This is a genomic window from Duganella sp. AC917 (genome assembly GCF_979258245.1).
Genome location: NZ_OZ409848.1, coordinates 2,648,236 through 2,672,319, shown reverse-complemented (window position 1 = coordinate 2,672,319; position 24,084 = coordinate 2,648,236). Strand labels below are relative to the sequence as shown.

The 24,084-nt window shown below is 60.7% G+C and carries 21 protein-coding genes; 16 read left to right on the top strand and 5 right to left on the bottom strand.

Going from position 1 to position 24,084, the window contains the following annotated elements:
* Positions 1–335 precede the first annotated feature (335 nt).
* From ACZ0BA_RS11515 to ACZ0BA_RS11485, 7 genes are all read left to right on the top strand, one after another.
* On the top strand, positions 336–695 hold the full coding sequence (locus tag ACZ0BA_RS11515) for a hypothetical protein (protein ID WP_463451412.1): 360 nt from the start codon (positions 336–338) through the stop codon (positions 693–695).
* A gap of 856 nt (positions 696–1,551) precedes the next feature.
* Positions 1,552–3,183, top strand: coding sequence for an AAA family ATPase (locus ACZ0BA_RS11510; RefSeq protein ID WP_463451411.1), 1,632 nt, complete (start codon positions 1,552–1,554; stop codon positions 3,181–3,183).
* 379 nt (positions 3,184–3,562) lie between these two features.
* Positions 3,563–4,141 carry a TetR/AcrR family transcriptional regulator gene (locus ACZ0BA_RS11505; protein WP_463451410.1) on the top strand — a complete coding sequence of 193 codons (579 nt, stop codon included), beginning with the start codon at positions 3,563–3,565 and terminating at the stop codon, positions 4,139–4,141.
* A gap of 192 nt (positions 4,142–4,333) precedes the next feature.
* Positions 4,334–5,992, top strand: a complete 1,659-nt coding sequence (locus ACZ0BA_RS11500; RefSeq protein WP_463451409.1) for a SulP family inorganic anion transporter — start codon at positions 4,334–4,336, stop codon at positions 5,990–5,992.
* Between the two features lie 202 nt (positions 5,993–6,194).
* Positions 6,195–8,357, top strand: coding sequence for a sensor histidine kinase (locus ACZ0BA_RS11495; protein ID WP_463451408.1), 2,163 nt, complete (start codon positions 6,195–6,197; stop codon positions 8,355–8,357).
* A 148-nt stretch (positions 8,358–8,505) separates the two neighbouring features.
* Entirely contained in the window at positions 8,506–10,689 is a 2,184-nt protein-coding gene (locus ACZ0BA_RS11490) for an EAL domain-containing response regulator (protein ID WP_463451407.1), read from the top strand.
* Between the two features lie 64 nt (positions 10,690–10,753).
* Entirely contained in the window at positions 10,754–12,514 is a 1,761-nt protein-coding gene (locus ACZ0BA_RS11485) for a DUF885 domain-containing protein (RefSeq protein WP_463451406.1), read from the top strand.
* A gap of 48 nt (positions 12,515–12,562) precedes the next feature.
* Here ACZ0BA_RS11485 and ACZ0BA_RS11480 read toward each other — a convergent pair whose 3' ends face one another.
* The gene (locus tag ACZ0BA_RS11480; protein WP_463450239.1) at positions 12,563–13,540 is read right to left on the bottom strand and encodes an IS110 family RNA-guided transposase; all 978 of its coding nucleotides are present in this window, start codon (positions 13,538–13,540) and stop codon (positions 12,563–12,565) included.
* 269 nt (positions 13,541–13,809) lie between these two features.
* On the bottom strand, positions 13,810–14,718 hold the full coding sequence (locus tag ACZ0BA_RS11475; protein WP_463451405.1) for an NAD-dependent epimerase/dehydratase family protein: 909 nt from the start codon (positions 14,716–14,718) through the stop codon (positions 13,810–13,812).
* 237 nt (positions 14,719–14,955) lie between these two features.
* On the opposite strand from ACZ0BA_RS11475, the gene ACZ0BA_RS11470 reads away from it, so the two are divergent.
* The 8 genes from ACZ0BA_RS11470 (at position 14,956) to ACZ0BA_RS11435 (ending at position 20,721) form a co-directional block, all read left to right on the top strand.
* A complete protein-coding gene (locus ACZ0BA_RS11470; RefSeq protein WP_463451404.1) occupies positions 14,956–15,831 on the top strand; it encodes an urease accessory protein UreD in 876 nt (291 codons plus the stop codon).
* Positions 15,832–15,847: 16 nt separating this feature from the next.
* Entirely contained in the window at positions 15,848–16,150 is a 303-nt protein-coding gene (locus ACZ0BA_RS11465) for an urease subunit gamma (protein ID WP_209718341.1), read from the top strand.
* 70 nt (positions 16,151–16,220) lie between these two features.
* A complete protein-coding gene (locus ACZ0BA_RS11460) occupies positions 16,221–16,547 on the top strand; it encodes an urease subunit beta (RefSeq protein ID WP_315212619.1) in 327 nt (108 codons plus the stop codon).
* A gap of 16 nt (positions 16,548–16,563) precedes the next feature.
* Positions 16,564–18,270, top strand: a complete 1,707-nt coding sequence (gene ureC / locus ACZ0BA_RS11455; RefSeq protein WP_463451403.1) for an urease subunit alpha — start codon at positions 16,564–16,566, stop codon at positions 18,268–18,270.
* A 6-nt stretch (positions 18,271–18,276) separates the two neighbouring features.
* The gene (gene ureE, locus ACZ0BA_RS11450) at positions 18,277–18,798 is read left to right on the top strand and encodes an urease accessory protein UreE (RefSeq protein WP_463451402.1); all 522 of its coding nucleotides are present in this window, start codon (positions 18,277–18,279) and stop codon (positions 18,796–18,798) included.
* A gap of 13 nt (positions 18,799–18,811) precedes the next feature.
* On the top strand, positions 18,812–19,492 hold the full coding sequence (locus ACZ0BA_RS11445) for an urease accessory protein UreF (protein WP_463451401.1): 681 nt from the start codon (positions 18,812–18,814) through the stop codon (positions 19,490–19,492).
* 22 nt (positions 19,493–19,514) lie between these two features.
* Positions 19,515–20,144, top strand: coding sequence for an urease accessory protein UreG (gene ureG, locus ACZ0BA_RS11440; protein WP_463451400.1), 630 nt, complete (start codon positions 19,515–19,517; stop codon positions 20,142–20,144).
* 22 nt (positions 20,145–20,166) lie between these two features.
* Complete coding sequence (locus ACZ0BA_RS11435; protein ID WP_463451399.1) at positions 20,167–20,721, top strand: HupE/UreJ family protein; 555 nt, start codon at positions 20,167–20,169, stop codon at positions 20,719–20,721.
* Between the two features lie 12 nt (positions 20,722–20,733).
* Here the strand turns inward: ACZ0BA_RS11435 and ACZ0BA_RS11430 are convergent, their stop codons facing one another.
* The gene (locus ACZ0BA_RS11430) at positions 20,734–21,351 is read right to left on the bottom strand and encodes a 1-acyl-sn-glycerol-3-phosphate acyltransferase (RefSeq protein ID WP_463451398.1); all 618 of its coding nucleotides are present in this window, start codon (positions 21,349–21,351) and stop codon (positions 20,734–20,736) included.
* Between the two features lie 241 nt (positions 21,352–21,592).
* Between ACZ0BA_RS11430 and ACZ0BA_RS11425 the strand changes: the two genes are divergently transcribed.
* Positions 21,593–22,555: an MBL fold metallo-hydrolase gene (locus ACZ0BA_RS11425; protein ID WP_463451397.1), complete on the top strand. Its 963-nt coding sequence runs from the start codon at positions 21,593–21,595 to the stop codon at positions 22,553–22,555.
* 91 nt (positions 22,556–22,646) lie between these two features.
* On the opposite strand, the gene ACZ0BA_RS11420 is transcribed toward ACZ0BA_RS11425, so the two are convergent.
* Both ACZ0BA_RS11420 and ACZ0BA_RS11415 read right to left on the bottom strand, forming a co-directional pair.
* Positions 22,647–23,702: an alkene reductase gene (locus tag ACZ0BA_RS11420; RefSeq protein ID WP_463451396.1), complete on the bottom strand. Its 1,056-nt coding sequence runs from the start codon at positions 23,700–23,702 to the stop codon at positions 22,647–22,649.
* A 10-nt stretch (positions 23,703–23,712) separates the two neighbouring features.
* Positions 23,713–24,003, bottom strand: coding sequence for an ArsR/SmtB family transcription factor (locus ACZ0BA_RS11415; RefSeq protein WP_463451395.1), 291 nt, complete (start codon positions 24,001–24,003; stop codon positions 23,713–23,715).
* Positions 24,004–24,084: the final 81 nt, after the last annotated feature.

The following is a 24,084-nucleotide window of genomic DNA, read 5'->3' as shown; positions in this document are numbered from 1 at the left end:
CAGAAGCGGACCTATACTTAGTGACGGGAGATGAGTGTGACAGAATTCCGATGGACGACTGCGAGTACAGTTTCCGAGGGCGAACTATTCGCCATCGATGGCGAGAACGTCTGGTCGCACAAATGGTTAAATATCAGCGATGATGCTGTCCAGTTGCCCCATCCTGATTACCGGCGCAGACACATCGTTTCAACATATACCGAATTGAAAAGCTAGCGGGGCGTGCATTTGCTGCATCCGAGGTTTCCCCCCAATGTGTGGGCTTTTTATGCCTAAGCCGGATACGGCCAAGAGCAGACGTCGAAAATTTTGAGTGCAATGTTGGGAGGGGCGTCATGAAGAGTAAAAGTCTAATTTTAATAGGGGCTTCAGCACTCAGTTTCGGCGCAGGTGCCGTTGCCGCCGAGATTGACTCCACGGTGGTGTCTGTGCATTACTCGGTGCGAGAAAACGACCCGGAGAAGCTAGTACAAATATTATTGAACCCGATAGAGCGCAGCATGCAAAAGCTTAACCGTGTCGTTGAAGTAAAGTCCGCCGCCAGCCACGGGGTAGTCGATATGGAAGTTGGCTTTGAAGGCAATGTGACGACGAAAGACTTGGCAGAGGTCATCACTCAAATCGAGATGCTGAAGCTCGCTGAGGGCTTAGTAGTTCTATCGTGCGTTATAGAAATGCGGCCAGCGCGTCTTTGACAAAGCCTCGACACCCATCGGCCAAAAGCGGTTTCTCATAAAATAGGAGCTCCAATGTCTATTAATAAGGTAGTTCTTGGATTTGTCATCGCTCTGCTAGTTTCTACTGCCAGTGCGCAGCAGGAGTTGCGTATCCCGGGAAATGCAAGCTATCTCGAACTGAATAACGGTGGTGTAATCTGCGGGCAGGAGTACGCGGGCTACCACGAAACCGTGACTGGTCTTGCTTGCACTGGAGGGCGTTACGCAGGCAACTATGAAAGTAGAACTGGGCAGGTTTCCTGCGGTGGAGATTATGGCGGTTCACAAGAAGGCCGCACAGGACTAGTATGTGCAGGAGGCCGCTTCGCGGGCTACCAAGAGAGCAGCGCCGGCGAGGTGGCTTGCGGTGGCGAGTACAGTGGCTCCCACGAAAGTCGCACAGGAAAAGTTTGCGCAGGCGGCCGCTATTCAGGCTACCAAGAAAGTCCGACTGGAGAAGTTGCCTGCGGCGGAACATACGGCGGCTATCATGAGAGCCGTACTGGAAAGGCTTGCGCCGGGGGCGGATATTCCAGCTACCATGAGAGCCGCACAGGGGAAATTGCGTGCGGCGGTCAGTTTAGTGGAATGCAAACGAGTCGCACTGGGCGCATTTGTTATGGCGGACGGTACGCGGGCGGCTCGGTGGAATAAGCTGACGGCGACTGTCTTGGCAGCTCTAGGCGCCGCCGCTGAAGTGGAATTGTAGAGCGCAAGATGCCAATCTAACCGGAGTCGTCCGAGTTCGGCCAAAAGCGGACATGGCTGCCCGAACTTTGGATATTGCATCGAGAAAAATGATGTTAATAGATGCATGATGAAGTTAAATTAAAAAATGACTGAGACAAAAATTTTGCTAGCCACTTCTTATATACCAACGAAATCAGGTCACCTGCCATTTGAAATTAATGCAGGACAGTCCATATTTATTCTTGGAAGAAATGGCACCGGCAAATCTGCCCTCGTGCACCTGATTAATAGGACACTAGGCGGAGCTGTGATATATATGCCAGGATCGCGACCTAGTTACTTCGATCAAGATAGCCTGTTGATGAACGCTACCTCCCGGAAAGCGTACGATAAGAATAAGATAAACTGGGATGCCTCGCCAGACACCCGCATTCGTCCAGTCTCAGGAACCACCAGAAACGAAAAAGCCATTCACGATATTCAGTCTGCACAGAACCAGTATCTAATTGACGCAACTGAGGACATCAAACTTAATGGTGTCAATTCCACTTCCATCAAGAAACTTCAATCCAACCAATCGCCTTTGGATCGAGTTAACTCAATATTTTCTCAAGCAAATCTGCCGATTCAAATTCTGCTGCAAGACGGGGAGCTACGCGCAAAACAAGGAGAAGCTATTTATAGTTATGCTCGCATGTCCGATGGTGAGCGTTCCGCTCTCGTTTTTGCATCTGAAGTTATAGCGGCTAAAGACGGCAGCATTTTTTTGATCGATGAACCAGAACTTCACCTGCATCCCGCTATCGTTGTACCTTTTTTGAAGGCATTAATAGTTGAACGACCCAATTGTGGATTCGTTGTTTGCACTCATGTGCTGGAGCTCCCGGAAAGCTCAAGCGATTCAAAGATTATTCTGGTAAGAGGTTGTCAATGGATAGGAGATTCCCCGCAATATTGGGATGTTGATATATTAGAATCCGTCAGTGAAGTTCCTGAGCAGCTTAGGGTAGATTTAATAGGGTCGAGAAGAAAGATATTATTTATAGAAGGAACGAAAACTAGCCTCGATCAACCGCTGTATTCGCTACTTTTCCCCACTCTTTCGGTAAAGCCTCGCCACTCTTGCCGCGACGTGATCCAAGCTGTCGAGGGCCTGCGTTCTACTAATGCCCTACATCGCGCTGAGGCCTTCGGCCTCATTGACCATGATGGTATGGATGCTGAACAACGAATGATGTTTGAATCTAAAGGTATTTTTCCACTTTCCATATTCTCGGTAGAAAGCTTGTACTATTGTGCAGAGGTTCTACACGCAATCGCTTCTATCCAGGCGAGTACCCGTGGCATAAACGAAGTGGAACTCTTGGAAAATGCCAAGATGACCGCTTTAGCTTCATTAAACGGCGCTGAAGATCAAGAACGATTGGTTTATAGGATTGTTGAGCGTCAAATTCGGGATAAGATTCTGCTCGCCCTTCCAAAACGTGAAAAGATAATCGCAATGGGGGCACAAAATATCGAACTAATATTTCCATCGCCATATCTTCGCGAATTGCAAATTTTTTCCAATATGTTGGAAAATAAAAATTTAGATGGCATCGTTGCTCGATATCCGGTCAGAGAGTCGAATGTATTAAGTACTCTAGCTAAATTGCTTCTGTTTATTAACCGTGAAGACTATGAGAGGTCCGTGCTAGCGCTAATACGGAACGATGCAAACCTCAAAAATTTGTTAAAAGCTAAGCTAGGTGTACTTGCCGAACATCTCAGTTCGTAGTACAACTCGAATTCGACCGCGAGCTTGCTGCCCCTTGGTGATTATACGAAAAAATAATTAAAAATCTTAGAATACTTGCTTTCGGCAGATTAATGAGCGGCATCCACTTTTGCAATCCGCCTAGGCACTGAAGATCGTGTCTAATTGCTAGCGCTTAATATATGAAGTTCGCCAGCTTTCGAACAGCGACCGCTACGGGGCGGAAGCTGCCGCGCACGTCTGCGATTCTTGCCCCCGCGCAGATATAACTCCACGGAGAAGTTGGACTCGGGCCGACAAAGACAATTCTGCTAATGCATATCTAGCTGATTCATCTATGCGTCAAACATTACGACCATCATGTATGATTGTGGCGATTGGTTCAGATCCGGAGTCGCATATGAAAGTCAGCAGGGAGCAGGTCGCGCTCAACCGTGAGCGCATCGTCGAGACGGCGGCGCGGTTGTTCCGCCAGAAGGGCTACGACGGCATCGGTGTGGTCGACCTGATGAAAAGCGCCGGTTTGACGCACGGCGGATTTTACGGCCACTTCGCCTCCAAGGAGGACTTGCTGGCCGAAGCCACCGCCCATGCGTTCAAGACGTCGGTCGAACGCTGGCGCGGCAAGGCGGCCGCAGCTCCCGACGCGCCGCAAAAGGCGATGGCGAGCATCGGCGATAGTTATTTGTCGGTGAGTCACCGTGATCAGCCGGAGTTGGGGTGCTCGATCACCTCATTGGGCGCGGATATCGCGCGGCTTGGTTCCAAGGCGCGCCAGGCCCTGACCGAGGGCGCTAAAGGCCAGATCGCAGTGCTGGAAGAATTGGTTCCGGGCCGTGACGAGGCGGCAAAGCGCAAGCAGGCCTTGTCCACTTATGCCGCGATGGTCGGTGCGATCGTGCTGGCAAGGGCGGTCGATGACGAGGAAATGTCGGTGGAGGTTTTGGAGGCGGTTCGGGCGTCGTTGCCTGGCATTTGACGGTGTCTGCGGCGCTTGGCGGATTACGCCGTGCCGGCTAATCCGCCCTAAGGTTTTGCGATGCCATTTGATGGTCTTGGCTTGGCTTTCTATATGCGTTTTTCGCATTACCTAATGTAAAAAACGAGTTTGGCTCTGGACCGGCTGTGCTCGATCGCGTACGCTGGCGGTTTTCAGGTTTTCGGAACGAAGATGCTGCATTGGCTGAAGCACTACCGGCGCGCGCTGCTGCCTGGCGATATCAGCGCCGGCTTGGTGGTGGCGATGATGATGATCCCGCAGGGGATGGCGTATGCGCTGGTCGCCGGACTGCCGCCGGTTGTCGGCATCTACGCCAGCATCCTGCCGCCGGTCGTCTACGCGCTGTTCGGCAGCAGCATGACCCAATCGGTGGGGCCGATGGCCATCGTGTCGCTGATGACGGCGGCTGCCATCGGACCGCTGGCGCCGGCCGGTTCCGCGCTGGCCACCGTGCTGGCGGCGCAGCTGGCGATGGTGTCAGGCGCCGTGCTGCTGTTGTGCGGCCTGCTGCGCATGGGCTTCCTGGCCAATTTCTTTTCCCGTCCCGTGATGAGCGGCTTCACCGTCGGCTCGGCGATCGTCATCGCTTTCGATCAAATCCATACGCTGCTTGGCGCGCCGCCGCACCTACTCGATCTCCACGTACACGCTGCCAGCGCGATGCTGGGCGTCGGCTCGCTGGTGCTGCTCTTGCTGTCGAAGTTTTATCTGGCCGGCCTGTTGCGCCGCTGCGGCTTGCCGCCGGCAGCCGCCGATATCGGCGCCAAGCTGGCGCCGATGCTGGTGGTCCTCGGCGGCATTCTGTTGATGGCCACCACCGGCCTGGCCGAGATGGGCGTGCGCACCACCGGCTCCGTGCCGCCAGGCTTGCCGCGCCTGAACCTGGCCACCTCCAGCGCCCACTGGCCGCAGTTGCTGCAACCGGGCCTGCTGATCGGCTTTATCGTGTTCCTGATGTCGATGTCGGCGGCGCAGTCGCTCGCGCTCAAACGCAACGAGAAACTTGTCAGCAACCATGAACTGATTGGCTTGGGCGCGGCCAATGTGGCCAGCGCGCTGTCGGGCGGCTTTCCGGTGACCGGCAGCCTGTCGCGCTCCGCCGTCAACTTCGCCGCCGGCGCCAACACGCCGCTGGCGAGCCTGATCACGGCGGCGCTGCTGGCCTGCGCGCTGCTGGCGCCGACAGGCTGGCTGGCGCTGCTGCCGCTGCCGACGCTGGCCGCGACCATCATCGTCGCCGTGTTGGGCATGCTGGAACTGGGCGTGCTGCGCACCGCCTGGCAGTACGACCGCAGCGATGCGCTGGCGTGGGGCGCGACTTGCCTGGGCGTGCTGACCATGGGCGTGGAAGCCGGCGTGATCGTCGGTGTGGCGCTGTCGATGGGCACCCTGATCTGGCGCGCCAGCCGGCCGCACATCGCGGTCCTGGGACGCATCGCCGGCAGCGAGCATTTCCGCAATATCGAACGCTATCCGGCCGAGACCAGGCCGGAACTGCTGGTGCTGCGCATCGACGCGAATCTATTTTTCGGCAACGTGGAGGCGGTGTCCGAGCGCATCGAGTGCGAGCTGGCGACCCACCCGAGCGCGCGCCATCTGGTGCTGGTGATGACTGCCGTCAGTTCGATCGACACCACCGCGCTGTTCGCGCTGTCGGAGCTCAATCAAAGCCTCAAGCGGCGCGGCATCGGCATGCATCTGGCCGAGGTGAAGGGGCCGGTGATGGACCGCCTGCGTCAGAGCGACCTGCTGCGCGACCTGAATGGCAAACTGTTTCTCAGCACCGCCATGGCGTCCGACCATCTGCAGGCGGCCGGCCGGATCGGATAAAGCGTTGTGCAAATAACCATTATGAATATTATTTATACATTTAATGCTTTTGGGTAATAATACGCATGGACTTCCGGTCGGTTTGAAACTATGATTTAACTCCTGGGTTATCGGGCTGACACCGCCGCCCCACAGACTAACTATCGACTGGTTGCCGATGCTGTACCGACTTGCCCGCCGTGCAGGAAGAATTTCCGTCGCCATGTTCGTCAGCGTTACGCTGACCGCCGTGGTGACCTTGGTATTGACCACCTTTGCGCTGTATTTCTACCAGGTCGAGCGGGTGCACCGCTGGGAGCAGCTGCGCCAGACGCTGTCCAACAGCGCCGACGAGCTGGCGTCGGCCGTGGCGCTGCCGGCCTGGAATTTCGACGAAACCCAGATCACCACCATCATGCGCAGCGGGTTGAGCAACCGCGATCTGTACGCCAGCGCCGTGGTGCCGGCCGTCGGCAGCCGTCCCTTCATCCTGACCCGCGACGACGCCGGACATCTGGTCGAGGTGGCGCGCGTGCCGGACAATCCGGAGCTGCTGTCGGAGCGGCGTTCGATCGTGGCCGCCGGCCGCAACATCGGCACCATCACCGTGTACGCCTCGCCGGTGGTGCTGCTCGAGCAGCTGCGCCAGCGGCTCTACACCATCGGCGGCATGATCTTCGTGCTCGATGTGACGCTCGTGCTTAGCCTCTATCTGCTGCTGTCGCGGCTTATCTTCAAACCCATCACCACCATCGAACGCTACGCCGCCAACGTCAAGGCGGGCCAGAATCCGGGCGCCTTGCCGCCGCGCGACTGGTTTTTCGGCGAGCTGAAAACCCTCAATTCCTCGATCCGCGACATGGTGCGCCTGATGGACAGCCGCTACGTGGCCATGCACGCCAGCGAGGAGCGTCTGCAGATCGCCAGCAGTGCGGCGTCCATCGGCATCTGGGACTGGAACATCGTTAGCGACGAATTGGTGTGGGACGAGCAGATGCATCGCCTGTACGGCATGAATCAGGGCACCGCCGCCGGCGCCGTCGGCTCCATGGACCAGTGGACCGCGCGCATGCATCCCGACGACGCGATTCCGGTGCGCGCGCTGCTGGAGCGCGCGCTGAGCGGGAGCGGCGATTTCGACGCCGAATTCCGTGTGGTGTGGCCGGACGGCTCGCTGCACTACATAAAGGGCGAGGCGATGATCTTCCGCGACGCCGACGGCCATCCGGCGCGCGTGGTGGGCGTCAACTACGACATCACCGGACAAAAGGTGGCCGAGCAGGAGCTACGCCGGCACCGCATCCACCTCGAGGAGCTGGTTGCCGAACGCACCAACGCGCTGTCGGTGGCGGTGCGCCAGGCGCAGGCGGCCAACCAGGCCAAGAGCATCTTCCTGGCCAATATGAGCCACGAGCTGCGTACGCCGCTCAATTCCGTGATCGGCTTTTCGCGCCTGATGGCCGATTCCAAGAACATGCTGCCCGAGGAAAAGCGCAACCTGGCGATCATCCACCGCTCCGGCGAGCATCTGCTTACCCTGATCAACGATATCCTGGAGCTGTCGAAGATCGAAGCCGGACGCGCGGTGCTGCAGACGGAGATCATGAGCATCGACGAGATTCTGCAAGAGGTGATGGACATGGTCAGCATGCGCGCCGGCCAGACCGGCGTCGAGCTGGAACTCGACAGCGCCGGCGTGCCGGCCGGGGCGCGGGTGGACGGCACCAAGCTGCGCCAGGTGCTGCTTAACCTGATGTCGAACGCGGTCAAGTTCACCGGCCAGGGCAAGGTGACGTTGCGGGTGCGCGGCGCCATGCGCAAGGTGGAGGGCGCATGCCAGTGCGAGCTGACGTTCGCCGTCATCGACGACGGGCCGGGCATCTCGCCGATCGACCAGACCCGCATTTTCGAGCCGTTCGTCCAGGCCGACGGACCTGGCGCGAAGGAGGGCACCGGCCTGGGACTGGCGATTTCGCGCGAATTCGTCCAGCTGATGGGGGGCGTGCTGTCGGTGCAGTCGGTGCGCGGAGACGGCGCCACGTTCCAGTTCGGGATCAAGGTCCCGGTGGCCGACGCCGAGGCGGACCAGGACGCGTCGGCGCTGGAAGCACCCCAGCGGGGACGCCGCGTGGTGGTGGCCGACGACGGCGCCGACGCCAAAGCGCCGCTGTCGGGCGCGGACCTGGCGCGGCTCGATCCGGCGCTGCGCAACCAGCTCAAGGTGGCGCTGCAGGAGCTCAATCTGGCGCGCGTCGCAGTGCTGCTGCGGCCCTTGCCGGCGTCGCTGGCTGGCGTGGTCCAGCGCATCGAGCACATGGTACGGCTGCACCAGTACCCGCAGCTATGCGCGTTGCTGGATCAGGCGGGTAGCGAACTGGAGGCTTAGGGCGGACAGGTATATCATAGTAGTTAGTGTATAGATCAGTAATATAGATAGTACCGGTTTAAAGATGAGTTTTCGGGGCGGTTCGTGACATCACGACCGCCGGTATCTGTGCGGACAGCGGCGGCGAAACAAGGCGAGAGAGTTTTACATGCACCGGGATTTATCGGAACAACACACCAAGGGCGAAGTGCTGATCGTGGAGGACACGCCGGCCTCGCTCAAGTTGCTGAGCGACTTGCTGACGGAGGCGGGCTACTACGTGCGCCAGGCGCCCAATGGGGAGCTGGCGCTGTGGACCGCCCAATCGCGGCCCCCGGAGTTGATTTTGCTCGACATCCGCATGCCCGGCATCGACGGCTTCGAGGTATGCCGCCGCCTGAAGGCGTCGCCGGAGCTGTGCAACGTGCCGGTGATCTTCCTGTCGGCGCAGCACGACACCGACGACAAGGTGCGCGGTTTCGCGCTCGGCGCGGTCGATTTCATCGCCAAGCCGTTCCAGGCCGAGGAAATCCTGGCCCGCACCGACGCCCATGTGCGCCTGAGCCGCGCGCAGCACGCGCTGACGGTCGAACGCGCGCTGCTCGAGCAGCGGGTGGCCGAACGCACCGAGGAACTGGCCAAGGAAGTCGAGCAGCGACGCGCCAGCGAGGAGTTCCTGCGCCTGGCCAGCCAGGTGTTCGAGGCCACCCAGGACGCGATCGTCGTCACGGACCGCGAAGCGCGCATCGTCGCCACCAATCCCGCCTTCACGCAGATCTCCGGCTACGAGGCGCAGGAGGTGATCGGCAAAAACGTGGTCATGCTACACGCCGGCGAGCAGGACGCCGCCGCCTTCGAGCAGATGCTGCAATCGGTGATGAGCACCGGCCTGTGGTCGGGCGAGATCATGGCGCGCCGCAAAAACGGCGACGTCTATCCCGGCCTGCTAAGCGCCTCCGTGGTGCGCGACGACACCGGCCAGGTGGTCAACCACGTGGCCGTGTTCATGGATATCACGGAGCGCAAGGCCGAGCAGCACCTGATCGACTTCCTGTCCAACCACGACGCGCTCACCGGGCTGCCCAACCGCCTGCTGGCGCGCCAGCGCTTCGAGCAAACCCTCGGCACCGCGCGCCGCGAGGGCGGCTGCGTGGCCGTCATGTGCCTGGACATGGACCGCTTCAAGAGCATCAACGACTCCTATGGCCACGAGGTCGGCGACAAGGCGCTGCAGGTCATCTCGCGCTTCCTGACCGATTGCGTGCGCGAGGGCGACACCGTCACCCGGCAGGGCGGCGACGAGTTCCAAATTATCGTGGCCGACGACGCCCAATTGAGTGCGACGATGCCGATGGCGCAAAAGATCCTGGCCGGTTTGCGCAAGGAGCTGGTGATCGACGGCCAGCAGATCACCGTCACCTCGAGCATCGGCATCGCCGTCAGCCTGACCGATGGCGACAGCTTCGATGAACTGCTGCGCAACGCCGACACGGCGCTGTTCCGGGCCAAGGAGATCGGTCGCGACAACTACGCCTTCTTCACCGAGCGCATGGACGCTGAAATCCGCGACAAGCTGGCGATCCAGAGCCAGCTGCGCGGCGCCATCGCCCGCAATGAGTTCGAGGTCCACTACCAGCCGCAAATGTGCCTGAAGAGCGGCGTGATGGCCGGCGCCGAGGCGCTGCTGCGCTGGAACAACGCGGTGCTGGGCAGGGTGCCGCCCAACCGCTTCATTCCGCTGGCCGAGGAATATGGCCTGGTCAATACGATCGGCGAGTGGGTGCTCGAAAGCGTGTGCGCGCAGATCAAGGTGTGGCAGGACCAGGGCTTGGGCGACATCAAGGTGGCGGTCAACCTGGCCGCCGGGCAGTTCGCCAACGACGCCACGGTGCCGTATGTCGAAAGCACCTTGCGCAAATACGGCGTCGCGCCGGCCTGCCTGGGCCTGGAGATCACCGAGGGCACCGTGATGGGCGATCCGAACAAGGCGGTGGCGGCGCTGCGCAAGCTCAAGGACATCGGCGTCAGCATTTCGCTCGACGACTTCGGCACCGGCTATTCGAGCCTCAGTTACCTGAAGCGCTTCCCGATCGACGTGCTCAAGATCGACAAATCGTTCGTCGACGATGTCACCACGAGCGCCAACGACGCCGCGATCGCGTTGTCGGTGATCTCGTTGGCGCACAACTTGAACATGCGCGTGATCGCCGAGGGTGTGGAGACGCGCGAGCAGGCGCGCTTCCTGACCGAGCGCGGATGCGACGAGATGCAGGGGTATTATTTCAGTCCTCCGCTCAACGCCGAGGCCTTTACCGCGCTGCTGCGCGAACGACGCAATCTGTTGGACATGTAATCAACCCTTCCACCACTGGAGTTCTATGGAAAAGAAGTTCGGCGCCGTTATCGCTGGCGCATGCATGGTTTTATCCCTCAATGCCGCCGCGGCCCCGGTGACTCCGGCTTCGGCTACGGCCGCCGCGCCGATGGCCAAACCGGGACCCGCCGACGCCCAGTTCAAAGCCATCTACACGCAAGAGTGGGCCTGGCGCCTGGGCCAGAAGATGGAGGAGGGCGAGGACGACGAAAAGGGCGGAACGACCACGCTGCCCCGCATCGACCCGGCCACCCAGCAAAAACGCCTGGCCTACTGGCAGGACGTGATGAAAAAGCTCGACGGCATCAAGCAAGACAAGCTGTCGGCCGAAGAAGTGATCAACTACCAGGTCTACAAGGCGCAGATCGCGGCGCTGATCGACGCGCAGAAATTCCGCGAGTATGAAAAGCCGCTCAACGCCGACACGGCCTTCTGGTCCAACATGGCGTCCGGCGCGCGCAATACGCTGACCAAGGAAAAGGAATATCAGGACTACATCAAGCAGCTGTCGGACGTGCCGCGCTACTTCAACGACCAGATCGTGAACATGCGCGCCGGGATGGCGCGCGGCTTCACGCCGCCGAAGGTTACCTTGATCGGCCGCGATGGCTCCATCACCTCCGTGACCGAGGCCAAAACGCCGCAGGACACTGTGTTCTACATGCCGTTCAAGGCGATGCCGGCCACGATTCCGGCGGCGCGGCAAGAACAACTGCGCGCGGAGGGCGTCAAGGCGATCGAGACCTACGTGCTGCCTTCGTACCGCAATCTGCTCAAGTTCATGCGCGACGAGTATGTGCCGAAGTCGCGCGAGGACTTGGCGGCGGAAAATCTGCCGGACGGTAAGGCCTACTACCAGTCGAAGATCGTCGAATTCACCACCACCACGATGAGCGCCGACGAGATCCACCAGATCGGCGTCAGCGAAATGGCAAATATCCGCGCCGAAATGCTCGAAGTGATCAAGCAGACCGGCTTCGAAGGCGACCTGCCGGCCTTCCTGCAGTTCCTGCGCACCGATTCGCGCTTCTATGCCAAGACGCCGGAGGAACTGCTGATGCGCTCCGCGTGGGTGGCCAAGAAGTTCGACGCCAAGGTTGGCCAGTACTTCGGCTACCTGCCGCGCCGCCGCTTTGCCGTGATTCCGGTGCCGGACGACCAGGCGCCGTTCTACACCTCGGGACGCGGTGGTCCGGGCGTCTATCTGGTCAACACCTACAACCTGCCGTCGCGCGCCTTGTACAGCATGCCGGCGCTGACCCTGCACGAATCGGCGCCGGGCCACGCCTTCCAGATGCCGGTGGCGATGGAGCAGAAGGGCCGTCCGGCGTTCCGCAACGCTTACATTTCGGCATATGGCGAAGGTTGGGCGCTATACAGCGAACGGCTGGGTGTCGAGATGGGCATGTACGAGACGCCGTACGAGGTGTTCGGCATGCTCAGTTACCAGGCGTGGCGTGCTTCGCGGCTGGTGGTCGATACCGGTATCCACAGCAAGGGCTGGACGCGCAAACAGGCGCAGGATTACCTGAAGGCCAATACAGCGCTGTCGGAGCACGAGATCGAGACGGAAGTGGACCGCTATATTTCGTGGCCTGGCCAGGCGCTGTCCTATTATCTGGGCGAGATGAGCATCATCAACGCGCGCAAGAAGGCCGAAGCGGCGCTGGGATCGAAGTTCGACATCCGCGCGTTCCACGACACGGTGCTGCAATTGGGTTCGGTGCCGCTGCCGGTGCTGGAGGCGCGTATCGACTTGTTCATCAAGGAAGGTGGCAAGAGCCCATATCCTAGCCTGGATTAAGTGCGACTCATGGTCCGTCGTCGATCCAAGTAGATACCGTCTTGATCGTCAAGACAGAATGGCAAAATTTTTATCGTAAGCCCGTCCAGTCTTGACGACACCGAAGCACAAATGTGCGAGCTTGCGCATGGCGGCCCCAATGGCGGACATTTTGGATTTGCCGCGCTCAAGCAAGCGCTCGTAGAGTGCTTTAATGTGTGGATTGCGCTTTACCGCCACGATTGCTGGCATGTACAACAGCTTCCTCAAATGGGCCGGCCCGGCTTTGGACATGTGTGGCGGTACGCGCACTGAGGTTCCGGACTCCCAGCTGACCGGAATCAGGCCAAGGTAAGCAGCAAGTTGCTCCCCACTTTTAAAATCACGCCCGGCGAGCAGGCAAGTCATGTGATTGGAGACCCGTTCCCCCACGCCTGGAATGGAGTTCAACAACTCTTTTTTCCCGCGCATGTCCGGATCGTTATCTATCAGGTCATCGATGCAGTGCTGTAGGCGCTTTAACTCGGCCTCGATGAATTTGATTGACCCTTCCACCGACTCAGTCACCAACTGGGGCGTCTCAGTGGCCTCCAGTTTTTCCTGTCGATTCTTCTCACGCAGCAGATCGTCCGCGACGGCGTCACGTCGTGCCAGCAAGGCTTTGAGGGTGCGGGCCGCAGCAGAAGGCGGCTGCCAGGGTGCGGGCTTTCGCTCGGTGCCAAAGCGAGCCAGGACCTGGCTATCCATCTTATCGGTCTTGGTTCTCACGCCCAGTCCACCAGCATATTCGCGAAGCTGGGCGGGATTAACCAATGAAATAGTAAGGCCAGCATCGACAAAAAAGAAGGCAGCTAACTCGTGATACACACCGGTGGGCTCCATGATGATGTGTGGCGACGGCGCGTCGTTCTTCGTCAACCACTCCAAAAGTTTTTTGAACCCATCAGCTGTGTTTGGGATTACCTTCGTCTTTACTTTGCCGCTGTCAGCGTTGCGCAAGGCGCAGTCTAATTTTACTTTGGAAACATCAATGCCGAGATAGAACATAAACTAAAATATTTTGAAGTTGATCAATCACACCCACTCACCTTGTACATACAGGGTCCTTGCCCTTGGCTACCGTCCAGTGTCAAATAATTGGTGTGGAGGAGAGGTGAAGGGCCTAATCTACGTCACAAGGTCGAGCCTTCAGGGCGGATACAGGATGTCCCTCACCTCAGTTAATGGTAGCTAACCACTAACTCGATCAAGATACAAGGGCGGATTAGGCGGCACGCCGTAATCCGCCACCGGAGCCGCCAGCGGCTTCCGCTTGGTCACGCGCCAGCGGAAGCCGTCAACATATCGTTGGCAATCCACTCCAGCACCGACGGCCGGTGCGGCTTCCACCCCAACTGCTCGCGCCCGCGCTTGCCCCGCACGCGGCTGTTGGATCCCAACCCGTACGACGCCATCTCGTACCCCCATTCCTCCTTGGCCTGCTCCAGCGGCCAATCCTGCGCCTCGCCAAATCCGAGCGCACGTGCCATGGCCGCCGTCATATCGCGGAACGACGCCTCTCCGCTCTCGACGAAGTAAAACGCGCCAGGCTCGGTCTTCTCCAACGCCAGCAGATACAGGTCGACCACATCGTCGATATGCACATTGGACCAGACATTCAACCCCGGTCCCACATGCCGCACTATGCCGCTCTTGCGCGCTTGCTTGAGCAGTCGAGGCAATTGCACGCTATCGCGGGGCAGCGCGCCATGGCCGTAGATCAGCGTATTGCACAGCACCGCCGACCGCACGCCATCCTTGGCGGCGGCCAGCACCAGGTTGTCGATGGCGACGCGGGCCGCCTTGTCCGGCGTCGGCTCCGGCAGCTGATCCTCGTAATAAATGCGGTCGGTGCCCAAACCGCCAGAGGCGTCGCCGACGATGCTCGATCCGCTGGTGTGCAGGAACACCTTGCCTGTGCCGGCGAGGCCCTCGATGATGGCTTCCACCGCCGCGCGGTTGTCGCTGCTGGCCGCGTTGATGACGGCATCCGCGTCCCGCGCCTGCGCTTTTAACAATTCGCGGTCATCGAGCGTCCCGACCACGCCGGACACGCCGATTTTCTTCAGTTCCTCGATCTGCTCCGGATTGCGCACCAGACCAACAACCTGGTGCCCGGCCTTGACCAGCCCCGCCGCGATTGAACCGCCGATAAATCCTGCCGCCCCTGTGACAAATACCTTCATGCTGCGCTCCCGTTAAATTTGCGTGCTCACAGTATGGCGATGCACAGTCCCCACACAAAGACCTCGCTGCGCAAAGCATAGTTGAAGCCGAGTCAATAATGAAGATGGGGTCATCGCACCGCAGTGGTGCGTGTGCGCCAAAGTGGTGCAATAAGGTCATGTGGGCTAGCCTGCATCACTCCTTCTGCTGGCACATAGCTTGCATAAGACAGACATTATTTAGAAAACCACCAAGCCATGCCCGATTGCACCGCACCTTCCGACTTTGCCGCCAGCGCAGCCCATGCCGCGTGGCAGGCCAGTCTCACGCTCGGATTCGCGGACGATGCCGGCACCACGCGGCTGTTCAACAATATCCACTATGGCCCGCTACGTGTGCAGAAGGCGCTGTACCCGGAAGACCGCAAGGTGTGCCACGCGATCGTGGTCCATCCGCCGGGTGGCGTGGTTGGCGGCGACCAGCTGGCGATCGACATCGGCGTCGGCGACCGGGCCCACGCCTTCATCACCACGCCCGGTGCGGCGAAATGGTACAAGGCAAACGGCAAAGTCTCGCGCCAGGTCGTCCATCTGCACCTGAACGAGGGCGCCACCCTCGAATGGCTGCCGCAGGAGACCATCTTTTTTGATACCGCTAACGTGACGCTGGAGCAGCATGTGGAGCTTGCCGCCGGCGCCACCTTCATCGGCTGCGAGATCCTGTGCATGGGCCGTCGCGGCTCCGGCGAGGTATTCAACACCGGCACCGTCACGCAGCGCAGCAGCATACGCCGCGACGGCAAATTGATCTGGTGGGACCAGGGCGCGATGGTGGGCGGTCGGCTGGGTAGTCCGCTGGCCCTGAATGGCCACACCGTCTGCGCCACCTTGATCGCCGCCGGCAAACCGCTACCCGCAGCCGTGCTGACCGAGCTGCTGTCACACATCCGCGCCGACATCGCCGCCGACGGCGACCACGCCTTCGGCATCACCCACACAAAAGGCGTACTGGTGGCACGCCATTTGGGCGACGACAGCGAAACCGCGCGCCGCCTGATGCTCACCGTGTGGCGCCGTGTGCGCCCGCATCTGCTGGAGCGCGAGGCCGTCACGCCGCGCATCTGGCAAACCTGATACTGGAATCCCGAACATGGACCTGACCCCAAGAGAAAAAGACAAGCTGCTGATTTTCACCGCCGGCATCGTGGCCGAGCGCCGCCTCGCGCGCGGCCTGAAACTGAATTATCCGGAGGCGATCGCATTGATCACTTGCGCCATCATGGAGGGTGCGCGCGACGGCAAGTCGGTGGCGCAGCTGATGGCCGACGGCACCCAGATACTGACGCGCGACCAGGTGATGGAGGGAATCCCGGAGATGATCCCGGACATCCAGGTGGAAGCTACTTTCCCCGATGGCAGCAAATTAGTCACCGTGCACAACCCGATACCGTGAACCGCATCATGAACACCCATTTACGATCCAACCCGAACCACCACAAGACAGCTTTTTCAAGGAGCTCACTATGATACCCGGTGAATATCTGCTCACGGAGGGCGAGATCGGCCTCAATGAGGGCCGCGAAACCGAAAGCGTGGTGGTAACCAACCAGGGCGACCGGCCGGTGCAGGTCGGCTCGCACTTCCACTTCTTCGAGGTGAACACGGAGCTCAAGTTCGAGCGCTGGAAGGCTTACGGACGGCGCCTGAACATCGCCGCCGGCACCGCCGTGCGCTTCGAGCCGGGACAACAGCGCACGGTGGAACTGGTGAAGCTGGGCGGGGACCAGAAGGTCTACGGCTTCAATGGAAAAGTGATGGGCAAGCTGGATACCAATCCACCGAAAAGCTAATAATAAAAAGGCTAACATGGCTACAATCTCGCGCCGCGCCTACTCGGAAATGTTCGGTCCCACCAAAGGGGATCGCGTCCGTCTGGCAGACACCGAACTGTTTATCGAAATCGAGCACGATTACGCCATCTACGGCGAGGAAGTCAAATTTGGCGGCGGCAAAGTGATCCGCGACGGCATGGGTCAGTCGCAGCGCGTGCGCTCCGATCCGATGGTGATGGACACCGTGATCACCAACGCGATCATCATCGACCATTGGGGCATCGTCAAGGCCGACATTGGCCTGAAGGACGGCATGATCGCCGCCATCGGCAAGGCCGGCAACCCGGACATCCAGTCCGGCGTGACGATGGCGATTGCCGGCGCCACCGAGATCATTGCCGGCGAGGGCATGATCGTCACCGCCGGCGGGGTCGACACCCACATCCACTTCATCTGCCCGCAACAGATCGAGGAAGCCCTGATGAGCGGCGTGACGACGATGATCGGCGGCGGCACCGGTCCGTCGGCCGGCACCTCGGCCACCACCTGCACGCCGGGGCCGTGGCATCTGCATTCGATGCTGGGCGCGGCCGATGCGTTTCCGATGAACCTGGGCTTCCTCGGCAAGGGCAATGTCAGCCTGCCGGAGCCGCTGGAAGAGCAGGTGCGGGCCGGCGCCATCGGCCTGAAACTGCACGAGGACTGGGGCAGCACGCCGGCCGCCATCGACAACTGCCTGAGCGTGGCCGACAAGATGGATATCCAGGTGGCGATCCATAGCGACACACTGAACGAGGGCGGCTACCTGGCCGACACGCTGGCAGCTTTCAAGGACCGCACCATCCACACCTTCCACACGGAAGGAGCGGGCGGCGGCCATGCGCCGGACATTATCGCCGCCGTCGGCGAGAGCAATGTGCTGCCGTCGTCGACCAATCCAACGCGTCCGTTCACCGTCAACACGCTCGACGAGCACCTCGATATGCTGATGGTCTGCCACCACCTGGACGCGGCCATCGCCGAGGATGTGGCCTTCGCCGAATCGCGCATCCGCCGCGAGACCATCGCCGCCGAGGACATCCTGCACGACATCGGCGCCATCTCGATGATGTCGTCCGACTCGCAGGCCATGGGCCGTGTCGGTGAAGTCATCATGCGCACATGGCAGACGGCGCACAAGATGAAGGTGCAGCGCGGACCGCTGGCGCCGGATTCCGCGCGCAACGACAACTTCCGCGTCAAGCGCTACGTCGCCAAGTACACCATCAATCCGGCCATCACGCATGGCATCGCGCACGCGGTGGGCTCGGTGGAAGTGGGCAAGATCGCCGACCTGGTGTTGTGGAAGCCGGCCTTTTTCGGCGTCAAGCCGTCGACAATACTCAAGGGCGGCATGATCGCCGCCGCGCAGATGGGCGACCCGAACGCGTCGATTCCGACACCGCAGCCGGTGCACTACCGGATGATGTTCGGCGCCTTTGGCGGCGGCCTGAAAAAGTCGTTCACCTTCGTTTCGCAGGCGGCGTTTGACGACGGCATCGGCGACAAGCTCAAACTGAACAAAACCCTCATCGTCGCCAAGGATATGCGCGCGCTGCGCAAACACCACATGATCCACAACGGCGCCACGCCGAAAATGGAAGTCGATCCCGAAACCTACGAAGTGCGCGCCGACGGCGAGCTGCTAGTCTGTGAAGCGGCCTCCGTGCTGCCGATGGCGCAGCGTTACTTCCTGTTCTAAACACCTATGCTGACACTTCATACCAAAATATCAGCGGCCGACCATGCGGCTGCAAACATCACCGCCCAACTGGTGCTGCCCTACGAACTACGCGAAAAATGCCGCCTGCGCGCCACGCTGGATACCGGGGAGGACGTCGCCGTGTTTACCGTACGCGGCACCGTCCTGCGCGACGGCGACCTGCTGACGGGAGAGGATAAGCGTGTGGTCAAGGTGGTGGCCGCGCCGGAGCCGACCTACAAGGTCACCTGCGCGGACGCCCACACCCTGCTGCGCTGCGCCTTCCATCTCGGTAACCGCCACACGCAGGCGCAGGTCGGTGACGGTTTCCTGCGCATTCGCGCCGACGCCGTGCTCAAGGAAATGCTGGCCGGCCTGGGAGCAAAGGTGGAGGAAGAGCAGGCGGCCTTCGAGCCGGAATCGGGGGCATACGGCGGCGGTCACGCGCACCACGACGACGGCGGACACCATCCGCTGGCGCCGATCCCGCTGCGCCAGAAGATCCACCGTCCTAGCGATCCGAAATGAGCGGGTCATTCTGATGCAAGCATCGGCGCTACTCCATCTGCTGCAATTCGCCAGTCCGGCCCTCCCGATTGGCGCGTACAGCTATTCGCAGGGGCTGGAGGCCGCACTGGAAAACGGCATGGTCGCCAACGCCGAGCAGGCGCGCGCGTGGATACTGCGTCACTTGCACGAGGTGGTGGCGCAATGGGAAGCGCCGGTCGCATGGCGGTTGATGCAAGCGTGGTCGCGCCGCGACCGCGCGGCGGTGTCCGAATGGGGCGAACGTTTCATTGCCTCGCGCGACAGCGCAGAATTCCGCGCCGAGACGATCCAGATGGGCTATTCGCTGACCAAACTGGTGGCAGAATTGGGCATCGTCGACGCCGAGATGCTGGCGCACCTGCAAGGCGAGCCGGAGGTGGCGCTGCCGACCGCTTTCGCCTGCGCCGTGGCCGCGCTGGAAATCCCGCACGACTCGGCGCTGCTGGCGATGCTGTTCGCGTGGGCCGAGAACCAGGTGCTGGTGTGCGTCAAGTCCGTGCCGCTGGGGCAGGTGGCCGGCCAGCGCATGCTGCTGTCGCTGCGCGAAGATATCGAGGCGGCGGCGCGCTACGCGCAAACCGTTTCCGACGACGACATGTGCAACTGGGCGCCCGGATTGTCGCTGCTGTCGATGCGGCACGAGGTCCAGTACAGCCGTCTTTATAGATCATAACCAGATAAACAATATAAAACATATGAATACTTCCAATCCTTTACGCGTCGGCATCGGTGGTCCGGTAGGCTCGGGCAAAACCGCCTTGTGCGAGATGCTCTGCAAGGGCATGCGCGACCAGTTCGACATGGCCGTCATTACCAACGACATCTACACCAAGGAAGACATGGAGATCCTGCTGCGTGCCGACGCGCTGCCTGCCGAGCGTCTGATGGGGGTGGAGACCGGCGGTTGCCCGCACACGGCAATCCGCGAAGATGCTTCGATCAATCTGGAGGCGATCGCCCGCATGCAGGCGGATTTTCCGAATCTGGATCTGATACTGGTCGAATCCGGCGGCGACAACCTGGCCGCCACTTTCAGCCCGGAGCTGTCGGATTTGACGATCTACGTGATCGACGTCGCCGGTGGCGAGAAAATCCCGCGCAAGGGTGGACCGGGCATCACACGCTCGGATCTGCTGATCATCAACAAGACCGATCTGGCGCCGCATGTGGGCGCGGACCTGGATGTGATGGCGCGCGACGCCAAGCAGCAGCGCGGCACGCGTCCGTTCATCTTCACCAATCTGCGCAGCGGTGACGGCGTCGCCGCCGTCATCGATTTCATTCGCGAACAGGGATTGTTGGGACAAACCCCGCACGCCGCATAACCCACTCGTACAGGAAAATCACATGTCGAATAAATCCGCACTCGCTGTTTTGCTGGCGCTGGCCAGCACCGCCGCCGTCGCCCATCCCCAGGCCGGCGGCGCCCATGCGCATGACTTCCTCAGCGGCTTTGCCCACCCGTTCACCGGCGTCGATCACTTGCTGGCGATGCTCGCCGTCGGCATCTGGAGCGTGCGCCAGTCCAACGCCCGTTGGCTGCCGCCGACCTTCATCGGCATGGTGCTGGTCGGGGTGCTGACCGGTGTGGCCGGCCTGACGATCCCCGGCCTGGAAACCGGCATCGCATTGACGGTGGCGACGATGGGCGTGTTGATCGCGGTGGCGGCGCGCTTGCCGTCGGCGGTTGGCGTGACGATGGTGGGCGTGTTCGCCGTCCTGCATGGCAACGCGCACGGCCACGAGCTGCCGGCGGCGGCTAGCGCCTTCGGCATGCTGTTGGCGACCACGGTGCTGGTCTACAGCGGCAGGGCGTCGGGCCGCATCAGCCCAGCGCTGGCGGTGAAGGTGTCCGGCGCGGCGATCGCCGCCACCGGCGTGATTCTGGCGGCAACGGTCTGACGACGGCCGAAGCTACTCGCGCGGTTCGGCGCGGCGCTCGGACAGCACGATCGGCGCCGCGTTTTCGGGATACAGGCCCTGGTGGCCTTTGAAACCGGCGCGGATGGCAGCCAGATCGGCCTCCTGGTCGCCGGTGAGGAACACATGGTCCACCAGCCCGAGCGTCTTGCTGGGATAGTCGAAATACACCAACACCAGCGGCACCTTGGCCTCCAGCGCCAGATGATAAAAGCCGCTTTTCCAGTGCGGACGATAGGCACGCGTGCCCTCGGGCGTGATGCCGACCCAATACCAGTCGGCCCCGTTCATGCGCGCCGCCTGCGTTTTGATGGTGCCGCTCGGCGTGCCGCGTTCGACCGGTTCGCCGCCGATCGCGCGCAACCATTTGCCCAACGGTGACTTGAACAGCGAATCTTTGGCCAGGAAGCGGAACGGCAGGTTCAGCGCCCATTTGCACAGCAGGCCGATGGGAAAGTCCCAGTTCGACGTGTGCGGGTAGATGAGCATGATCCCACGCGGACCGGGTAGCGGGCGGTAAAGCACGCGCCAGCCGACCATATTCAGCGCGCGCAGCGACAGGCGCTGCGCAAGGGTCGGCAACGTGTCCGGTTTTAATTCAAAATCGCTCATCCATCCGCCCTGTTTTAGTTTTAACTTATTATCACTCTTGACAGGCTGGCATGGACCTCGTCAAAAACCGCGCACGCATTCTATATTGGCGACCTTGGCCGGGCAAGGTTCAAAATTACCGCAGCGGATAGGGAGTACGCGAAAACGCGGTGTCAAGAAGGCAAATAGGTCGCCGGGCAGCACAATTAGTGCATTTGAGGTATTGTAGCGGTCCTGATAATTCTCACAAAAAAGGGCTGCCATGACCTCGACAACATTGACCCAACGTGCCGCCATCGTGGTGGCCATCGCCGGTGCTTTCGTGGCCGCAGCGGCCCAGGCTGCCGCGCCGATGGCCAAGTTCCAGGCGCCGGGCTTTTATCGCACCACCTTGGGCGACTTTGAAGTCACGGTGCTCAACGACGGCACCCTGGACCTGCCGGTCAACAAACTACTCAAGCAGCCGCAAGCGAAGACCGACGCGGCGCTGGCCAAGGTGTTTGAAAAGAGCCCGATCCAAACCTCGGTCAACGGTTTCCTGATTAACACCGGCAGCAAACTGGTCCTGATCGACACCGGCGCCGCCAGCCTTTTCGGCCCGACGTTGGGACAGTTGCTGGGCAACTTGAAGGCGTCCGGCTACAAGCCGGAGCAAGTCGATGAAATCTACATCACGCACATGCACAGCGACCACGTCGGCGGCTTGGCAAGCAACGAGCAGCGCGTGTTCCCGAACGCCATCGTCCGTGCTGGCAAGCTCGACGCGGATTACTATCTGAGCCAAGCCAATCTGGACAAGGCGCCGCCTGAGGGTAAGGATGGTTTCCAGGGGCCGATGCTGTCGGTCAATCCCTACGTTAAAGCCGGCAAGTTCCAGCCTATCGTCGCCAACAGCGAGTTGGTGCCGGGGATCAAGTCCTACTTCAATGGCGGGCATACGGTCGGCCACATCACCTATGTGATCGAGAGCAAGGGGCAGAAGCTGGTGTTGCTGGGGGATTTGCTGCACGTGCAAGGTGTGCAGTTTGACGATCCTGGCGTCGGCATCCAGTTCGACACCGACAGCACGGTCGCCATCGCCGAACGCAAGGAAGCGTTCGCGGCAGCGGCCAAGGGCGGATATTTGATCGGCGCCGCGCACCTGTCGTTCCCGGGATTGGGACACGTGCGCGCGCATGGCAAGGGCTACCAGTACGTGCCGGTCAATTACACCCAGCCCCGCTGATCCACCGGGGTCAAGTCTGTCATTCGGACACGGACTGGGCTTGAGCGCTGCTGAGCTCCTGTCCGAATGACAGACTTGACCCCCGATGGGGTTAAGCGAGCGCCGGATAGTCGGTGTAGCCGACGTCGTCCTTGCCGTAGAAGGTTTCCGGCTTCCATTCGTTGAGCGGCGCTTCGGTCTGCAGGCGGCGCGGCAAATCCGGGTTGGAGATGAATGCCTTGCCGAAGGCGACCGCGTCGGCCGTGCCGGCATCCAGCAACTTTTGCGCGCTGTGCTTGTCCAGGCTTTCGTTGGCGATGTAGACGCCGCCGAATTCCTTCTTCAACAACGGTCCCAGGCTGTCCTCGCCCACCGCTTCACGCGCGCAGATGAAGGCGATCTTGCGCTTGCCCAGTTCGCGCGCCACGTAGCCGAAGGTTGCCGCCGGGTCGGAGTCGCCCATGTCGTGCGAGTCGCGGCGCGGCGCCAGGTGCATGCCCACGCGGTCGGCGCCCCAGACGTCGATGCAGGCATCGGTCACTTCCAGCATCAGGCGGGCGCGGTTTTCGATCGTGCCGCCATAATTGTCGGTGCGCTGATTGGTTTTGTCCTGCAGGAACTGGTCAAGCAGGTAACCATTGGCGCCGTGGACTTCCACGCCGTCAAAGCCCGCCTTCTTGGCATTTTCGGCGCCTTTCTTGTAGGCGGCGACGATGCCCGCGAGCTCCGCCGTTTCCAGCGCGCGCGGTACCGGATAAGCGCGCATCGGACGCAGCAGGCTGACGTGGCCTTCCGCCGCAATTGCGCTTGGCGCCACCGGTGCTTCGCCGTTCAGCAATTCCGGATCGGAGATGCGGCCCACGTGCCACAGCTGCGCGAAGATCACGCCGCCGGCCTTGTGCACGGCCGCCGTCACTTCTTTCCAACCTTCGACCTGCTCGTCCGACCACAGCCCCGGCGTGTCGGCGTAGCCCACGCCCTGCGGCGTGACCGAGGTCGCCTCGCTCAGGATCAGGCCGGCGCTAGCGCGCTGCTCGTAGTACTTGGCCATCAGCGCGTTCGGCACGCGGGCGCCACCGATGGCGCGGGCGCGCGTGAGCGGCGCCATGATGATGCGGTTTTTCAGCGTGAGGTCGCCGATGGTGATCGGGTCGAAGAGGTTGGCCATGTCGAGTTTCCTATAGTGTCATTTGGTCGATGAAGGCCTGGATGGCGGCTTCATCGCGTTGAAAGTAGTTCCATTGCCCGACCCGGTTGGACTTGATCAGGCCCGCCTTGAGCAGAATGGACAAGTGCGCCGATACGGTCGATTGCGACAGCGCGGCGCGATGGTCGATCTGGCCCGCGCACACGCCGAAGCTGTGCGGGTGCGCCTGATCCGGGAAGTATTGCTCCGGGTCCTTCAGCCACGCCAGAATCTGGCGGCGCATCGGGTTGGCGAGGGCTTTGTGTATCGCGTCCATGTCCATCTGAGGTTCACCTGGGTCGAAAAATGAAATCGTCTTATGACGATATATGTATCGCTTTTTTCCGATTTCAATATCGGTATC

Coding starts and splice junctions, on each gene's coding strand:
- ACZ0BA_RS11425 (WP_463451397.1), top strand. CDS start 21,593: ATGACCTCGACAACATTGACCCAACGTGCCGCCATCGTGGTGGCCATC.
- ureC (WP_463451403.1), top strand. CDS start 16,564: ATGGCTACAATCTCGCGCCGCGCCTACTCGGAAATGTTCGGTCCCACC.
- ACZ0BA_RS11445 (WP_463451401.1), top strand. CDS start 18,812: ATGCAAGCATCGGCGCTACTCCATCTGCTGCAATTCGCCAGTCCGGCC.
- ACZ0BA_RS11430 (WP_463451398.1), bottom strand. CDS start 21,351: ATGAGCGATTTTGAATTAAAACCGGACACGTTGCCGACCCTTGCGCAG.
- ACZ0BA_RS11420 (WP_463451396.1), bottom strand. CDS start 23,702: ATGGCCAACCTCTTCGACCCGATCACCATCGGCGACCTCACGCTGAAA.
- ACZ0BA_RS11480 (WP_463450239.1), bottom strand. CDS start 13,540: ATGTTCTATCTCGGCATTGATGTTTCCAAAGTAAAATTAGACTGCGCC.
- ACZ0BA_RS11510 (WP_463451411.1), top strand. CDS start 1,552: ATGACTGAGACAAAAATTTTGCTAGCCACTTCTTATATACCAACGAAA.
- ACZ0BA_RS11500 (WP_463451409.1), top strand. CDS start 4,334: ATGCTGCATTGGCTGAAGCACTACCGGCGCGCGCTGCTGCCTGGCGAT.
- ACZ0BA_RS11475 (WP_463451405.1), bottom strand. CDS start 14,718: ATGAAGGTATTTGTCACAGGGGCGGCAGGATTTATCGGCGGTTCAATC.
- ureE (WP_463451402.1), top strand. CDS start 18,277: ATGCTGACACTTCATACCAAAATATCAGCGGCCGACCATGCGGCTGCA.
- ACZ0BA_RS11435 (WP_463451399.1), top strand. CDS start 20,167: ATGTCGAATAAATCCGCACTCGCTGTTTTGCTGGCGCTGGCCAGCACC.
- ACZ0BA_RS11460 (WP_315212619.1), top strand. CDS start 16,221: ATGATACCCGGTGAATATCTGCTCACGGAGGGCGAGATCGGCCTCAAT.
- ACZ0BA_RS11470 (WP_463451404.1), top strand. CDS start 14,956: ATGCCCGATTGCACCGCACCTTCCGACTTTGCCGCCAGCGCAGCCCAT.
- ureG (WP_463451400.1), top strand. CDS start 19,515: ATGAATACTTCCAATCCTTTACGCGTCGGCATCGGTGGTCCGGTAGGC.
- ACZ0BA_RS11495 (WP_463451408.1), top strand. CDS start 6,195: ATGTTCGTCAGCGTTACGCTGACCGCCGTGGTGACCTTGGTATTGACC.
- ACZ0BA_RS11505 (WP_463451410.1), top strand. CDS start 3,563: ATGAAAGTCAGCAGGGAGCAGGTCGCGCTCAACCGTGAGCGCATCGTC.
- ACZ0BA_RS11465 (WP_209718341.1), top strand. CDS start 15,848: ATGGACCTGACCCCAAGAGAAAAAGACAAGCTGCTGATTTTCACCGCC.
- ACZ0BA_RS11490 (WP_463451407.1), top strand. CDS start 8,506: ATGCACCGGGATTTATCGGAACAACACACCAAGGGCGAAGTGCTGATC.
- ACZ0BA_RS11415 (WP_463451395.1), bottom strand. CDS start 24,003: ATGGACATGGACGCGATACACAAAGCCCTCGCCAACCCGATGCGCCGC.
- ACZ0BA_RS11515 (WP_463451412.1), top strand. CDS start 336: ATGAAGAGTAAAAGTCTAATTTTAATAGGGGCTTCAGCACTCAGTTTC.
- ACZ0BA_RS11485 (WP_463451406.1), top strand. CDS start 10,754: ATGGTTTTATCCCTCAATGCCGCCGCGGCCCCGGTGACTCCGGCTTCG.